Below are 15,571 nucleotides of genomic sequence, written 5' to 3' on the forward strand. Positions count from 1 at the left end.
CGAGAAACTCATCGGCGCGGGCTGCGTATATTACGCTTTTAGCCCGGAGAGTCAAGCGTTTATTTCGCTGTCTTCTCGCTGACCCGGCGGCTTGTCAGTCGTTGTTCCCGGTCAGTGGAGGCGCATTATAGGGAGTTCTCGGCAGGCCGCAACCCCTAAATGCAAAAAACTTTTCAAGCGCGGATTTTTTCGGCAAAACGCTGGCAAAACCCGCGTTTTTGTCACTTTTCGTACGGGATCTGGCTAAATTCCTGGGCGAAACGATCGACCTGCTGCCAATCGGTGTACTCCACTTCCTTACTGGTATCCGTTTCACCACCCGTCATACGCATAATAAATTGAATCATGATGCGGTCGAACCAGCGATAGCGCGGATAACGCAATGCGCCGGCAAACACCGCGCACTGTTTTGGCTGCCACGGCGAGGTCAGCAGAAACTTGCGGGTATAAGCGTTGGTTTGCGGCGAGCGCTTTTCCGGTTTGCGCGCCGTCAGGTTCACGGCAAAGAACGCGCTCGGCATTCGATTCAGCTGCTCGGCATGACGTTTGACGAATTTATCCAGCGCCGGGTTAAAGTGCCCGTAACGGATAGAAGCACCGATCATCACCAACTGATACTGATTAAGGTCGACCTGTTCCGCCTGCAGCAGATCGATCACCTCACAGCGCAGCGTATCCTGCAATTTGCTTGCTATATAAGAAGCGATAGCACGTGTTTGCCCGTCACGGCTCGAATAAAGTATCAATGCCTTCATGGCGTACTCCTTATATCAGGCTCACTCACGCCAGAAGGTTGGCGTGAACAGCACCAGCAATGTAAACACTTCCAGGCGCCCGAACAGCATCGTCACCACCAGGATCCACTTGGCCGCCGCCGGCATCGTGGTGAAGTTATCCGCCACTACGCCCAGGCCGGGGCCGAGGTTATTCAGCGTTGCCGTCACTGCGGCAAACGCGGAGAAATCATCAACGCCGGTAGCAATGATCGCCAGCATGCTGACGATAAACACCAGCGCATAGGCGGAGAAAAATCCCCACACCGCCTCCAGAATGCGTTCCGGCAGCGCGCGGTTGCCCAATTTGATGGTATAGACCGCGTTAGGGTGCACCAGCCTTTTCAACTCGCGCGAGCCCTGCAGGTACAACAGCAGAATACGGATCACCTTCAGGCCGCCGCCGGTCGAGCCGGCGCAGCCGCCGATGAATGCCGAACACAACAACAGCATCGGCAGGAACAGCGGCCACTTGGCGATGCTGTCGGTCGTAAAACCGGCCGTGGTCGCCATCGATACCACCTGGAAGAACGCCTGATTGAGCGTTTCCATACCGCTCTTATAGACGCCATGTCCCCAGAGCACCAACGTGCACACCACCACCAGCGTCAGCTGGACGAAGATGAACATGCGGAATTCAGGATCGCGCCCATATACCTTCAGACTGCGGCCGCTGAGCAAAGCGAAGTGCAGGCCGTAGTTACAGCCGGAAATCAGCAGGAACACGGCGATGATGGTGTTGATGGTCGGACTGGCGTAATAACCGATACTGGCGTCGTGGGTAGAAAAGCCGCCGATGGCGATGGTCGAGAAACTGTGGCCGATGGCATCGAACACCGACATTCCTGCTCCCCAGAGCGCCAGCGCACAGGCTACGGTCAGCAACACATAGATTAGCCACAGGGTTTTGGCTGTTTCGGCGATGCGCGGGCGCATCTTGTTATCTTTCAGCGGCCCGGGCATTTCCGCCCGATACAGCTGCATGCCGCCGACGCCGAGTATCGGCAGTATCGCCACCGCCAACACGATGATCCCCATGCCGCCCATCCATTGCAGCATTTGGCGATAGAACAGAATGGCCTTCGGCAGCGAATCCAGTCCCACCAGCGTCGTCGCACCGGTGGTCGTCAGCCCCGAGAAGGATTCAAAGAAGGCGTCGGTCAGCGACAAGTTGGGCCGTTCAGAAAACAGGAACGGCAATGCCCCCACGCTGCCCAGCACGGTCCAGAACAGCACGACGATCAGGAAGCCTTCGCGGGGTTTCAGCTCGTGTTTCTGTTTGCGGTTCGGCCACCACAGCATCAGACCGATGGTCAGCGCCACGAAGAAGGTTTGGCTGAACGCGCGCCCCGCCCCATCGCGGTAAATCAATGCCACCAAGCCAGGAATAAACATCGTCCCGGAGAACAGGATGACCAGCAGACCAACGATACGGGTTATGGCGCGAAAATGCATTTCAGCACGATCCTTAGCAATTCAATTGGGAGGAATTATTGCGAAATGGGGGTTAATTGCAAATTACCGCGACTGAGATCACGCAATTTATTCCCAAACAGCTCGACCTCCGTGGCCGGCAACGCCAGATGCAGCACGACGGCGGCGCCGTATTCACCCTGCAGGATCCGACCTGCGGTTTGCTGCAGCAAGTTCTCCACCAACGCCAACTGCGCATAGTCGCACTGCAAGATATATTCGACTTCCGGCACCTTTTGAGCCAACGCCAGCTGCTTCAACGCCTGTTGAACACCGTTGCCATAGGCTTTCACCAATCCGCCGGTGCCCAACTTGACGCCGCCGTAGTAACGAACGACCACGGCGGTCACTTCCCCGATACCGCTGCCCATGAGCTGCGCGAGGATCGGTTTGCCGGCGGTACCCGACGGCTCTCCGTCGTCGGAGAATCCCAACTGCTGCGAGTCATCGGGGCTGCCGGCGACGAAGGCCCAACAATGGTGCCGTGCCGCCGGGTGTTCATCCCGCACCTGCTGAATAAACGTCTTTGCCGCTTCTACCCCGCTGGTCGGCGCCAGCAGGGTGATAAAACGGCTCTTCTTTATTTCTTCGGTAAAGCAGGTTGCTTCCGCCGGTATCGGATACGGCCGCATCAGGCCAGGTTCAGATCGCGCGTCATGTTCTCGATGCGCTTTTCGTGGATCACGATGTTGTCTTCGATGCGGATGCCGCCATACGGCTTCAGCGCATCGATGCGATCCCAGGCGAAGTGCTGCTTGAACTCACCGCTGCGCCACGGCGCCAACAGAGACTCGATGAAGTACAGACCCGGCTCGATGGTCAATACCATGCCCGGCTGCAACACGCGGGTACAACGCAGGAACGGATACTTGGCCGGCGCCGCCAGATGGGTGCCTTGCTCGTCCTGCATAAAGCCGGCGGCGTCGTGCACCTGCAGGCCCAGCGGGTGGCCCAGCCCGTGCGGCAGGAACGGCGTAGTGATGCCCGTTTCAACCATCGCCTCTTCGCTGAGGCCGTTCACCAGTTTGTGATTCTTGAGCAGCTTGGCGATGCGCTGGTGCATCTGCACATGGTAGTCGGTATAGCGCACGCCGGTTTTGATGGTGTCGATCAGCGCCAGCTGTTCACCGTTGAGATCTTTCACCAGATGGGCGAATTCGCTGCCGCTTTGCGCCGCGTAGGTGCGGGTCAGATCGGCGGCGTAGCCGTTGTATTCCGCGCCGGCGTCGATCAGGAAACTCAGGGATTCGGCCGGCGGCTGATGATCCAGCTTGGTGTAGTGCAGTACCGAAGCGTGTTCGTTCAGCGCCACGATGTTGTCGTAAGGCACGTCGGTATCGCGGTGGCCTGTCGCCGTGAGGTAGGCCAGATTGATGTCGAACTCGCTCATGCCGGAGAGGAAGGCTTCATGCGCCGCACGATGGCCGGTTACCGCCGTCTTCTGCGCTTCGCGCATGCAGGCCAGCTCGTAGCCGGTTTTGATCGAACGATGGAAATCCAGGTAGTTCAACACCGCTTTCGGGTTGATGTTCTCCGAAGGGATGCCGAGATCGCGGGCGCGCTGTTGCGCATAACCGATATAGCCCACGCGCTCGCGCTGCGGCGGAAGCTGCTGGGCGATAGCGTCGGCGTTGGCCAGCGGCATCAATTCAAGGGATTTGGTCCAGAAACTGTCCGGCAGCGGCTCTACACTGTGCCAGTAGTCGACCGGGGAGTAGAACCACAGCTTCGGCTTGTTGACGCCATCAATCCACAACCAGCAGTTCGGTACCGACGTCACCGGCACCCAGGCTTTGAAATGCGCGTTCACTTTGAACGGATAGCTATGGTCGTCCAAAAATACCTTTTGCAGTTCACCGGAGTGAATCAGCAGCGCATCCAACTTGTTGCGCTCCAGCACTTCGCGCGCGCGTTTTTGCAGCTCTGCCAGGTGGTCGTTATACAAAGAAGCCAGCGTTTCCATCACATTACCCTTATGCCTTAGCACGAAAGAAGTCATCTTAACACAGCGCTCCGGCGCACCAACCTCATCGCGTTGGGCATGCGGAGCAGCTCGCAATTCCCGGCAAATGCCGTTACATCCGCAGTTTAACCTTAGCCAGCCGAGTGCCATCGTCAGCCCCGCATCGTCGTCGCCATGACGCCAGCCGCCTTAGTCATGCCTTACCTCGTCTGAATGCTAAATCGCCGCTGGCAAGTGTATGAAGACCGACAACCGCCAGCAAATGCCGATAGCACATAAAATATAACTTCGTTTTAAATCAAAACGCTAACTTGGTGAGATGTGATCCGACCAGCAAATATGCAATCTCTCATTTGCATATTTTTAACATAAAAACCACACTCCTCATCATCTGGTCATACCAGATCATACGCTGATTCAGGAGATAGACATGCTCTACCAAGGCGAAACATTACAACTGCACTGGCTCGATAACGGCATCGCCGAGCTGGTGTTCAACGCACCGGGCTCGGTCAACAAGCTGGACACCCGCACCGTAGCCAGCCTGGGCGAAGCGCTCACCGTGCTGGAAAACCAGCCTGAGCTGAAAGGGCTGCTGCTGCGTTCCTCCAAAGCCGCGTTTATCGTCGGCGCCGATATCACCGAATTCCTTTCTCTGTTCGCCGCACCGGCTGAAAAGCTGCAAGAGTGGCTGGTGTTCGCCAACAACGTCTTTAACCGGCTGGAAGATTTACCGGTGCCGACCATTTCGGCCATTAACGGCTATGCGCTCGGCGGCGGTTGCGAATGCATTCTGGCGACCGATTTCCGCGTCGCCTCACCGGACGCGCGCATTGGCCTGCCGGAAACCAAATTGGGCATCATGCCGGGCTTCGGCGGTTCCGTCCGCCTGCCGCGCCTGCTGGGTAACGACAGCGCGCTGGAAATCATCGCCGCCGGCAAAGACGTCAGCGCCAAAGAGGCACTGAAAGTCGGCCTGGTGGATGCGGTGGTGGCACCGGAAAAACTGGCCGAAGCGGCGCTGAAAATGCTGCAACAGGCGATCGACGGCAAGCTGGACTGGCGCGCCGCGCGTCAACCTAAGCTGGAGCCGCTGAAACTCAGCCCGATTGAAGCGGCGATGAGCTTCACCACCGCCAAAGGCATGGTGCTGCAGACCGCCGGTAAACATTACCCGGCGCCGATGACCGCGGTGAAGACCATTGAAGCCGCCGCCAAGCTGGGCCGTGATGAAGCGCTGAAACTGGAAACCGCCAGCTTCGTGCCGTTGGCGCGTTCCAACGAAGCGCGCGCGCTGGTCGGCATCTTCCTCAACGATCAGTTCGTGAAGGGCCAGGCGAAAAAGCTGGCCAAGAATGTGGATGCGCCGAAACAGGCGGCGGTGCTGGGCGCCGGCATCATGGGCGGCGGCATCGCTTACCAATCGGCGCTGAAAGGCGTGCCGGTGATCATGAAAGACATCAGCGACAAGTCGCTGACGCTGGGCATGAGCGAAGCGGCCAAGCTACTCAATAAGCAACTGGAACGCGGCAAGCTGGATGGCCTGAAAATGGCACAGGTGCTGTCGACCATTCAGCCGACGCTGGACTACGCCGGTATCGAACGCGCGCAGGTGATCGTCGAAGCGGTCGTCGAGAACCCGAAAGTCAAAGCCGCCGTGCTGTCGGAAGTGGAAACCCTGATCGGTGAGGACACCGTGCTGGCGTCGAACACCTCGACCATTCCGATTAATCACCTGGCAAAATCGCTGAAGCGCCCGCAAAACTTCTGCGGCATGCACTTCTTTAACCCGGTACACCGCATGCCACTGGTTGAAATCATCCGCGGCGAACAGACCAGCGATGACACCATCGCCAAGGTGGTGGCCTACGCCAGCCGCATGGGCAAAACGCCGATCGTGGTGAACGACTGCCCGGGCTTCTTCGTCAACCGCGTGCTGTTCCCGTATTTCGCCGGCTTCAGCCTGCTGCTGCGCGACGGCGCCGACTTCCGTCAGATCGATAAAGTGATGGAAAAACAGTTCGGCTGGCCAATGGGCCCGGCCTACCTGCTCGACGTCGTGGGCATCGACACCGCGCATCATGCGCAGGCGGTAATGGCCGCCGGCTTCCCGGATCGCATGAGCAAAGACTACCGCGACGCCATTGACGTGATGTTCGACAACCAGCGCTTCGGTCAAAAAAATCAGCAGGGCTTCTACCGCTATAGCCAGGACAGCAAAGGCAAGCCGCGCAAGGACAACGACGAGCAGACCGATGCGCTGCTGGCCGAAGTGAGCCAACCGCGCCAGACCATCAGCGACGAAGAAATCATCGCGCGCATGATGATCCCGATGATCAACGAAGTGGTTCGCTGCCTGGAAGAGAAGATCGTCGCCAGCCCGGCGGAAGCCGATATGGCGTTGGTCTACGGCATTGGCTTCCCTCCGTTCCACGGCGGCGCGTTCCGCTACCTGGATACGCTCGGCACCGCCAACTACGTTGAGCTGGCCCAGCGTTACGCACACCTCGGCGCCCTGTATCAGGTGCCGGCCGGTCTGCGCGCCAAGGCCGAACGCAATGAAAGCTACTACCCGGTGGCGACACCGCTGTCCGACGTCGCTACCCGCCAACCGGCATGAGGTCATAAAGATGGAAAACGTAGTTATTGTTGATGCCGTACGCACGCCGATGGGCCGCTCCAAGGGCGGCGCCTTCCGCCAGGTGCGCGCCGAAGATCTCTCCGCTCACCTGATGCGTGAAGTGCTGAGCCGCAACCCGGCGCTGGACGCCGCCGAGATCGATGATATTTACTGGGGCTGCGTACAGCAGACGCTGGAACAAGGCTTCAACATCGCCCGCAACGCCGCGCTGCTGGCCGAGATCCCGCACCGCGTGCCGGCGGTGACCGTCAATCGCCTGTGCGGCTCTTCGATGCAGGCGCTGCACGACGCGGCGCGCGCCATCATGGTTGGCGACGCACACGTCAGCCTGATCGGCGGCGTGGAACACATGGGCCATGTGCCGATGAACCACGGCGTGGATTTCCATCCGGGGCTGAGCCGCAGCGTGGCCAAAGCCGCCGGGATGATGGGGCTGACCGCCGAAATGCTGGCCAAGATGCACAACATCAGCCGCCAGATGCAGGATGAGTTCGCCGCCCGCTCCCACCAGCGCGCGCATGCGGCGACGCTGGCTGGTTACTTCAAAAACGAGATCATACCGACCAACGGTCACGACGCCGATGGCGTGCTGACCCGTTACGATTTCGATGAAGTCATTCGCCCGGAAACCACCGTCGAAAGTCTGTCGGCCCTGCGCCCGGCGTTCGATCCGGTCAACGGCACCGTCACCGCCGGCAGTTCTTCCGCCCTGTCGGACGGCGCTTCCGCCATGCTGCTGATGAGCGAATCACGTGCCAAAGCGCTCGGTTTGAAGGCCCGCGCCCGCATCCGCTCGATGGCGGTCGTCGGCTGCGATCCTTCCATCATGGGTTACGGCCCGGTGCCGGCCAGCAAGCTGGCGCTGAAACGCGCCGGCCTGAGCGTGCAGGACATCGATCTGTTCGAGCTGAACGAAGCGTTCGCCGCCCAGTCGCTGCCATGCATCAAGGATCTGGGGCTGATGGACAGCATCGACGACAAGATCAACCTGAACGGCGGCGCCATCGCGCTCGGCCACCCGCTGGGGTGTTCAGGCTCCCGCATCTCGACCACCCTGTTGAACAACATGGAACGTCGCGACGCGCAGTTCGGCCTGGCGACCATGTGCATCGGCCTGGGCCAGGGCATCGCCACCGTCTTTGAACGCGTTTAGCTGTGTCTATCTTGGGATGACCGCGTCACCACTTCAAATCGCGGCATCCCGCCAAGTTTAGTTGCCGTTCTTCCCGCCTGTCAGGGGCGGGTTTTTTATGCCTGACGTTTGCCGGCGCCCAAATAAAAACGGGGCGACCCTCGGCCACCCCGTTCACTGCGCATCGCATCGGTCAGATAAACGAAAACGCGTCACCGAACATATGCGCTTCCAGCGCGCCGCGCTCGGCGCAGAAACGCTCACGGGCGATTTTCGCCATCTCGAAACGCCCGGCGATATAGATGTCGTGCTCCGCCAGTGTGCCGAAATCCTGCAGCACCGCGCTGAGCACGGTGCCGCTGCGGCCGCGCCATTCGGCTTCCGGCTGCTCGACCACCGGGATCACCTTCAGATTCGGATGCTGCAACGACAGCGCTTCCAGCTCGCTCAGATCGTACAGGTGCTTCAGCTCACGCCCGCCCCAGTAGATAGAAATATCGCGATCGGGCTGCTGCTCCAACGCGGTCAACAGGATTGAACGCGCATAAGAGAAACCGGTGCCGCCGGCAATCAGCACCAGCGGACGGCTGCCCTCTTCCCGCAACCAAGCGTCGCCGTGCGGCACGTCGACGGTGATCGCCTGCTCTTTCAGGATGCGATCCATCACCGCCATGGCGTACAGATTCAGCTCCGAAGCGCCGATGTGCAGCTCGATGTAATCTTGCTGCGTCGGGGTTGATGCCAGCGAGAACGGGCGCTTGTCGCGCTCGTCCATCACCACCATCAGATATTGCCCTGCCTTGAAAGAAAACGGCTGCTCGGGCACCAGACGTACCCGATAAACCGTATCGGTAATGGCCTCTACCGAGGTCACTTTACAGCTCAATATTGTCATGCGTTCCCTCTGTCGGGTCATCAATGCAAAGCTGAGAACAGGGCCTGACGCTACAGCGTCGGTTCCCTGTCACTGAAGATTGCGAGCTCATCCCAGATTTCGTCGACGCGCGCACGTACCTTTTCATCCATCTGAATCGGACGGCCCCATTCGCGATCGGTTTCACCCGGCCATTTATTGGTGGCGTCCAGCCCCATCTTCGAACCCAGGCCGGAAACCGGTGAGGCGAAGTCCAGATAGTCGATCGGCGTATTCTCCACCAGAACGGTATCCCTTGCCGGATCCATTCGTGTGGTGATCGCCCAAATTACGTCGTTCCAGTCGCGCGCATTGACGTCGTCATCGCAGACGATAACAAATTTGGTGTACATAAACTGCCGCAGGAACGACCAGACACCCATCATCACGCGTTTAGCGTGGCCGGCGTACTGTTTCTTCATGGTCACTACCGCCAGGCGGTACGAGCACCCTTCCGGCGGCAGATAGAAATCGACGATTTCCGGGAACTGCTTTTGCAGGATCGGCACGAACACTTCATTCAGCGCCACGCCCAGGATCGCCGGCTCATCCGGCGGCCGGCCGGTGTAGGTCGAGTGGTAGATCGCGTTGCGGCGCTGGGTGATGTGGGTGACGGTGAACACCGGGAACTGGTCGATTTCATTGTAGTAACCGGTGTGGTCGCCGTAGGGGCCTTCCGGCGCCATTTCACCCGGCTCGATATAGCCTTCCAGCACGATTTCGGCGCTGGCGGGCACTTCCAGATCGTTGGAAAGGCACTTGACCACTTCGGTTTTATTGCCGCGCAGCAGCCCGGCAAAAGCGTATTCAGACAGGGTATCCGGCACCGGCGTCACCGCGCCGAGGATGGTGGCGGGATCGGCGCCCAGCGCCACCGCAACCGGGAAACGCTCGCCGGGGTGCGCCTGGCACCACTCCTGATAATCCAGCGCGCCGCCGCGATGCGACAGCCAGCGCATGATCACTTTATTCTTGCCCAGCACCTGCTGGCGATAGATGCCGAGATTTTGCCGTTCCTTATGCGGGCCGCGGGTCACCGTCAGCCCCCAGGTGATCAGCGGCGCGGCGTCTTCCGGCCAGCAGTGCATCACCGGAATACGGCCCAGATCGACGTCCTCGCCCTGCCATACCTGCTCCTGACAAGGCGCGGATCCCAGCACCTTGGTCGGCATGTTCAGCACCTGCTTGAACTTCGGCATTTTGTCGAACAGATCGCGGAAGCCTTTCGGCGGCTCCGGCTCTTTGAGGAACGCCAGCAGTTTGCCGACTTCGCGCAGCGCGCTGATGTCTTCCTGCCCCATGCCCATCGCTACGCGATTGGCGGTGCCGAACAGGTTGCACAGCACCGGCATGTCGTAGCCTTTCGGGTTTTCAAACAGCAATGCCGGGCCGCCCGCCCGCAGGGTGCGATCGGCAATCTCCGTCATTTCCAGGTAAGGATCGATCGGCTGGCTGATGCGTTTTAGTTCCCCTCTCTTCTCCAGCAACGAGAGGAAATCGCGTAAGTCACGGTATTTCATGCTGATCATTATAACGGCCAGTGGGGAGGGCATTATAAGCCCTCTTCACGGTTGTTGCTGCAATTTTGTTAACGCCGCCCGCCATCGGGTGGCCCTCAGCCGCAGTTGAACGGCACCAGCGCAGCCAGCGCACGCGTATCCTGATATTCGCGCGTCTCCTCGCCGTGGCGGAACACCTTGAAGCCCTGCCCGTTGGCGCTGAAGTAACGCAGCTCGTTGCCTTCAACGTGCAGCAGGCTGCCTTCACGCAACGCCACCACCGATTCACTTGGGTTGATCGCGCAGAACTCCGCCAGGCGCTCGTCACGGGTTTCGCCCATGTGGCCGCTGATATGCGCGTCGATGTAATGCGGGTTGATTTGCACCGGGAACAGCCCCAGCGCCGGCAGCACCACGCTGCAGCGCACCGGCATATCATTGGTGGTGCGAATGCTCGGCGTGGCCACGTTGCAACCGGCGCTCCAGCCGACGTAAGGCACTTCACGCTCGCGCACCGCGCGCTGGATGGGCACGATCAGGCCTTGTTCGTGCAGCATTTGGTTCAGCAACCAGGTATTGCCGCCGCTGACCAAAATGCACTCCGCCTGCGCGATCGCCGCCGCCGGCGAAGCGGCGTGGTGGATACTGGTGACTTCGATGCCCAGCGTTTGCGCCAGCTCCTGCGCACGCTGGTCGTAGTCGTAACGGATCAGCGCATAAGGGATAAAAACGGCGGATTTGATGCCGCGACGCGCAATCATCGCCAGCAGTTGGCTTTTGGCATACCCCAGCAGCTCGGCTTCGCCAGACAGCTTGCCGTTGCTCAACAGAAACAGCTCCATTTATCTTCCCTCGGTCAAAAACGATGAATAGCGTCACAGCCGGTGGCGCAACGCCTTGCCATACTGTGACGGTAACAAATTTTTAGCCCTCTGTTATACCAGCGCCGTATCGATAAGTGTGTGACCCCTCGCTAATAGCCGCATATTCATAGAGATAGGTGATGTTACACGCTGAAACTTGCATCACTATGTATCCGGAAGCGCTTTTGATATGCTTACCGGCTGGCAGAAAGGCATGTGAAATTATGGAATCCTGGTATCTACTTTATTGCAAACGCGGTCAGCTGTTGCGGGCGCAGGAACATCTGGAACGGCAGCAGGTAAACTGCCTCAGCCCGATCATCACGCTGGAAAAGATCGTGCGCGGCAAGCGTATCGCGGTCAGCGAACCCCTGTTTCCCAACTATCTGTTTGTGGAGTTCGACCCGGAGCGCATTCACACCACCACCATCAGCGCCACCCGCGGCGTCAGCCACTTCGTGCGCTTCGGCGCGCTGCCGAGCGTCATCCCGAGCAAGGTGATCGATGAGCTGCGCACGCACGCCAGCGAAACCTATGTCGATCCGGAAACCCCGCAGCCGGGGGATACCGTCCTGATCGTCGACGGCGTGTTCGAAGGGCTGCAGGCGATCTACACCGAGCCGGACGGCGAGGCCCGCTCGATGCTGTTGCTGAACCTGATCAACAAACAGGTCAGCCAAAGCATCGACAACCGACAGTTCCAGAAGATGTAATGCAAAAGGCGCCCTCAGGCGCCTTTTTGTTGGCTCATTTCACGCCTAGCGACGCATCGCGTCGTCGTGCAGCCACTGGGCGACACGCTTGGCGAAGTAGGTCAGCACGCCGTCGGCGCCGGCGCGTTTGAAGCACATCAACGACTCCATCACCGCAGGCTGCTCCTGCAGCCAGCCGTTCTGAATCGCCGCCATATGCATGGCGTACTCGCCGGACACCTGATAAGCGAAGGTTGGCACGCCGAAGGTATCCTTCACGCGGCGCACAACGTCGAGGTACGGCATGCCCGGTTTCACCATCACCATATCCGCGCCTTCCTGCAGATCCTGTGCAATCTCCTGCAGCGCTTCATCGCTGTTGGCCGGATCCATCTGATAGGTCTTCTTGTTGCCACCCTTCAGATTGCCGCTGGAACCCAACGCATCGCGGAACGGGCCGTAGTAACAGGAAGCATACTTGGCGGAGTAGGCCATAATCTGGGTATTCACCAGACCCTGCAATTCCAGACGATCGCGGATCGCCCCGATGCGGCCGTCCATCATGTCACTCGGCGCCACGATTTCCGCGCCCGCTTCGGCATGGGAAAGCGCCTGACGCACCAGGATGTCTTTGGTCACATCGTTAATCACATAACCCTGCTCATCGATTACCCCATCCTGCCCGTGCGTGGTGTAGGGATCGAGCGCTACGTCAGTCAGAATGCCCAGCTCAGGCACCGCGTCTTTCAGCGCGCGCACCGTGCGCTGCACCAGCCCTTCCGGGTTATAGGCTTCTTCCGCATGCAGCGATTTCAGACCTGGCTCAATCACCGGGAACAGGGAGATCACCGGCACGCCGAGTTTGGCGATAGTTTCCGCTTCCTTGACCAGCAGATCGATCGTCATGCGCGATACGCCCGGCATCGAGGCCACTTCTTCCTGACGGTTGCTGCCTTCCATGACAAACACCGGATAAATCAGGTCGTTGACCGTCAGTTGGTTCTCGGCCACCAGGCGGCGGCTGAAGTCATGACGGCGCACGCGGCGCATACGGCGACCAGGGAAGGTGCCCGGAAATGCATAGCTCATAGTTTTCTCCTAGCTCAAACCAGCCGGAATAGCCGGCGGGCGTTCTCATCGGTTTTTTGCCCCAGCCATTGCGGCTCTTCCTGTCGCCAGACGGCGACCTGATGCACGATATGGGGCAGGAAACAGGGTTCGTTGCGGCGAGATGCGGGTTTAGGCTGTAAATCCCGGGGCAACAGATAAGGGGCGTCAGTTTCCAGCAGCAGACGCTCGGCCGGGATCTGCGGCAACAGGGCGCGCAATTCCAGGCCGCGCCGCTCGTCGCAGACCCAACCGGTAATCCCGATCGACAGGCCCAGCGACAGGCAGCTAGTTAATTCTTCGGCGGTGCCGGTGAAGCAGTGCACCACGGCCGCGGGCAGTTTATCCAACCACGGCGTCAGTAGCTCGGCAAAACGTGCGTGTGCGTCGCGGCAATGAAGAAACACCGGCAGCGCCAACTCCGCCGCCAGCGCCAGCTGCGCGGTGAACGCCGCTTCCTGCTGCGCGGGCGTCGAGAAATTGCGGTTGAAATCCAGGCCGCATTCGCCGATCGCCGCCACTTCAGGGCGCGCGGCCAACGCATAAATCTGCTCGGCGGTGTGTTCATCCCAGCCGCTGGCGTAGTGCGGATGCACGCCGGCGGTAGACCAACAGTAGCCCGCATGTTGCCGCGCCAATTCGGCGGCCTCGCGGCTCTCCGCCAGATCGGTGCCGGTAATCAACATCCCCGTCACGCCCGCGGCGCGGGCGCGTTCCACCACCGCCTGGCGATCTTTGGCGAATTGGCTGCTGGTGAGATTAACGCCGATATCAAACATGGTTTTTTCCAAAGCAAAAGCCGCCCAGTGGGCGGCTTAGCAATCAATGTGGATCATGAGGCTGGGGGTTCGTCACCCTCGTCTTCTTCTTCCGCTTGCGGACGACGCTTGCCGGTATAGAAGCGAGCGAAGAATACCCCCACTTCAAACAGCAGATACATCGGTATTGCCAACAGGGTTTGCGAGAACACGTCCGGCGGCGTCAACAGCATGCCGACCACAAACGCGCCGACCAATACATACGGCCGTTTCTTCTTCAGATCTTCCGGCGAGGTGACGCCACTCCAGCACAGCAGAATGATGGCGACCGGCACTTCGAAGGCGACGCCGAACGCCATAAACAGCGCCATGACGAAATCGAGGTAGTTTTTAATGTCGGTCGCAATGGTCACCCCCATCGGCGCGGTCTTGGCAAAGAAGCCGAAGGCCAGCGGGAACACGATGAAGTAGGCGAAGGCCATGCCGAGGTAGAACAGCAGGCTGCTGGACACCAGCAGCGGCATCATCAGGCGGCGTTCATGCTTGTACAGCGCCGGCGCGATGAATGCCCACACCTGATACAGAATCATCGGCGCGGAGACGAACACCGAGACGATCATGGTCAGCTTGATCGGCGTAAAGAACGGTGACGCCACGTCGGTGGCGATCATGCTCGCCCCGGCCGGCAGTTGCTTGAGCAGCGGTGCAGAAACCAGCTGGTAGATGTCGTTGGCGAAAAACACCAGCACCACGAACACCGCCAGCACGCAAATAATCGAGTTCAACAGCCGCTTGCGCAGCTCTATCAGATGACTGATAAGGGGTTGGGTATCTTCAACAGCCATGTATTAACGATCGCCACTAGGTTGGTGAGACGCTGGGGTTTTATCCGCAACAGGTTCGACAGGTGCCGGCGCGGTTTCCACCGGTGCTTTGGCCGGTTGCGCCGCCACGGGCGCAGCCGGGGATGCAGCCGCAACGGCCTCAGGCTCCGCTGCCGGTTTTGGCACGGCAGCGGGCGCGCTGGCGCGGGTTGCCGCTTCCGCCGGCGTCACGCCGTCGTGCAAGGCTTCCGGATCGATGGCCTGCGGGTTATGAATGGTGTTCGCCAGCTCTTCTGTCTCGCCCCGGTAGGTGCGTTTCAATGATTCCGCCGCGTCTTTCAGCTCATCCATCGATGCCTTCAGTTCCGGCGTCAGGTTCTGCAGGCCGGCCTGTTCGGCTTTTTTCAGGCTGTCCTGCAGCTCCTGCAGCTTCAGTTCCTGAGACAGTTCGTGCTGCACCGAGGCCGCCAGCGAGCGCAGCGCGCGGATCCAGCCCGACACCGTTCTGACCGCGACCGGCAACCGTTCCGGCCCCAGAACAATCAGGCCGATCACCAGCACCAGCAGCAGCTCACTAAACCCAATGTCAAACACGGTTTATACCTGCTCTTTGTTCTTCGACTCTTCCGGTTTCACTTCCGGCTGCTTATCGGTAATAGGCTTGGCCGCGAAGTCAGCGTCATCCAGGCTGCTTTTTTCAGCCGTGTTGGGGTTCGACGGCGTATCGTCGCCGATCGCCTTTTTGAAGCCCTTGATCGAGGCGCCGAGATCGGAGCCCAGCGTGCGCAGTTTTTTGGTGCCGAACAGCAGCACCACGATCACTGCGATGATCAACAATTGCGTAATACTAATACCGCCCATTTCAATTACCTCTAATTTTAAAGGGTCTTTTAAAGCCAGCCCGCATTATAGGCTCGGCCTTACCAGAGTAAC

15 protein-coding genes are annotated in these 15,571 nt (G+C 59.5%); 3 read left to right on the top strand and 12 right to left on the bottom strand.

The genetic code is table 11. The features are described from left to right. Window positions 1–221: 221 nt before the first annotated feature. From hemG to pepQ, 4 genes are read right to left on the bottom strand one after another with little or no spacing between them, the layout of a single operon-like run. A complete protein-coding gene (gene hemG, locus ACF8MC_RS19735; protein WP_033655124.1) occupies window positions 222–755 on the bottom strand; it encodes a menaquinone-dependent protoporphyrinogen IX dehydrogenase in 534 nt (177 codons plus the stop codon). A 21-nt stretch (window positions 756–776) separates the two neighbouring features. Next, the gene (gene trkH / locus ACF8MC_RS19740) at window positions 777–2,228 is read right to left on the bottom strand and encodes a Trk system potassium transporter TrkH (RefSeq protein ID WP_004934492.1); all 1,452 of its coding nucleotides are present in this window, start codon (window positions 2,226–2,228) and stop codon (window positions 777–779) included. A gap of 35 nt (window positions 2,229–2,263) precedes the next feature. Further along, the gene (locus ACF8MC_RS19745; protein ID WP_164105568.1) at window positions 2,264–2,878 is read right to left on the bottom strand and encodes an IMPACT family protein; all 615 of its coding nucleotides are present in this window, start codon (window positions 2,876–2,878) and stop codon (window positions 2,264–2,266) included. Further along, complete coding sequence (gene pepQ, locus ACF8MC_RS19750; RefSeq protein ID WP_033649681.1) at window positions 2,878–4,209, bottom strand: Xaa-Pro dipeptidase; 1,332 nt, start codon at window positions 4,207–4,209, stop codon at window positions 2,878–2,880. Before pepQ ends, ACF8MC_RS19745 begins: the two co-directional genes overlap by 1 nt. Window positions 4,210–4,639: 430 nt before the next feature. On the opposite strand from pepQ, the gene fadB reads away from it, so the two are divergent. Both fadB and fadA read left to right on the top strand, forming a co-directional pair. Beyond that, a complete protein-coding gene (gene fadB, locus ACF8MC_RS19755) occupies window positions 4,640–6,829 on the top strand; it encodes a fatty acid oxidation complex subunit alpha FadB (protein ID WP_164105565.1) in 2,190 nt (729 codons plus the stop codon). A 10-nt stretch (window positions 6,830–6,839) separates the two neighbouring features. Next, window positions 6,840–8,003, top strand: a complete 1,164-nt coding sequence (fadA, locus tag ACF8MC_RS19760) for an acetyl-CoA C-acyltransferase FadA (protein ID WP_025304928.1) — start codon at window positions 6,840–6,842, stop codon at window positions 8,001–8,003. 172 nt (window positions 8,004–8,175) lie between these two features. Here the strand turns inward: fadA and fre are convergent, their stop codons facing one another. The 3 genes from fre to pepE all read right to left on the bottom strand — a co-directional run bounded on the left by fre (window position 8,176) and on the right by pepE (window position 11,236). After that, window positions 8,176–8,877, bottom strand: a complete 702-nt coding sequence (fre, locus tag ACF8MC_RS19765) for an NAD(P)H-flavin reductase (RefSeq protein ID WP_004934474.1) — start codon at window positions 8,875–8,877, stop codon at window positions 8,176–8,178. A 50-nt stretch (window positions 8,878–8,927) separates the two neighbouring features. Then, the gene (gene ubiD, locus ACF8MC_RS19770; RefSeq protein WP_025304926.1) at window positions 8,928–10,424 is read right to left on the bottom strand and encodes a 4-hydroxy-3-polyprenylbenzoate decarboxylase; all 1,497 of its coding nucleotides are present in this window, start codon (window positions 10,422–10,424) and stop codon (window positions 8,928–8,930) included. An 86-nt stretch (window positions 10,425–10,510) separates the two neighbouring features. Then, a complete protein-coding gene (gene pepE, locus ACF8MC_RS19775; RefSeq protein WP_033636709.1) occupies window positions 10,511–11,236 on the bottom strand; it encodes a dipeptidase PepE in 726 nt (241 codons plus the stop codon). A gap of 245 nt (window positions 11,237–11,481) precedes the next feature. Here pepE and rfaH point away from each other — a divergent pair, with 245 nt between their 5' ends. After that, a complete protein-coding gene (rfaH, locus tag ACF8MC_RS19780) occupies window positions 11,482–11,970 on the top strand; it encodes a transcription/translation regulatory transformer protein RfaH (RefSeq protein WP_004934466.1) in 489 nt (162 codons plus the stop codon). A 45-nt stretch (window positions 11,971–12,015) separates the two neighbouring features. On the opposite strand, the gene hemB is transcribed toward rfaH, so the two are convergent. From hemB to tatA, 5 genes are read right to left on the bottom strand one after another with little or no spacing between them, the layout of a single operon-like run. After that, the gene (gene hemB, locus ACF8MC_RS19785) at window positions 12,016–13,038 is read right to left on the bottom strand and encodes a porphobilinogen synthase (protein WP_033636707.1); all 1,023 of its coding nucleotides are present in this window, start codon (window positions 13,036–13,038) and stop codon (window positions 12,016–12,018) included. 14 nt (window positions 13,039–13,052) lie between these two features. Further along, on the bottom strand, window positions 13,053–13,835 hold the full coding sequence (tatD, locus tag ACF8MC_RS19790) for a 3'-5' ssDNA/RNA exonuclease TatD (RefSeq protein WP_033655127.1): 783 nt from the start codon (window positions 13,833–13,835) through the stop codon (window positions 13,053–13,055). 53 nt (window positions 13,836–13,888) lie between these two features. Beyond that, window positions 13,889–14,659 carry a Sec-independent protein translocase subunit TatC gene (gene tatC, locus ACF8MC_RS19795; RefSeq protein ID WP_033649673.1) on the bottom strand — a complete coding sequence of 257 codons (771 nt, stop codon included), beginning with the start codon at window positions 14,657–14,659 and terminating at the stop codon, window positions 13,889–13,891. Window positions 14,660–14,662: 3 nt separating this feature from the next. Further along, complete coding sequence (gene tatB, locus ACF8MC_RS19800; RefSeq protein ID WP_033649672.1) at window positions 14,663–15,232, bottom strand: Sec-independent protein translocase protein TatB; 570 nt, start codon at window positions 15,230–15,232, stop codon at window positions 14,663–14,665. Between the two features lie 3 nt (window positions 15,233–15,235). After that, window positions 15,236–15,499, bottom strand: coding sequence for a Sec-independent protein translocase subunit TatA (tatA, locus tag ACF8MC_RS19805; RefSeq protein WP_033636704.1), 264 nt, complete (start codon window positions 15,497–15,499; stop codon window positions 15,236–15,238). Window positions 15,500–15,571 lie beyond the last annotated feature (72 nt).

It is taken from the genome of Serratia sp. LACPHL-BACT-2024-00286, assembly GCF_043109535.1.
GTDB classification, from domain to species: domain Bacteria; phylum Pseudomonadota; class Gammaproteobacteria; order Enterobacterales; family Enterobacteriaceae; genus Serratia; species Serratia sarumanii.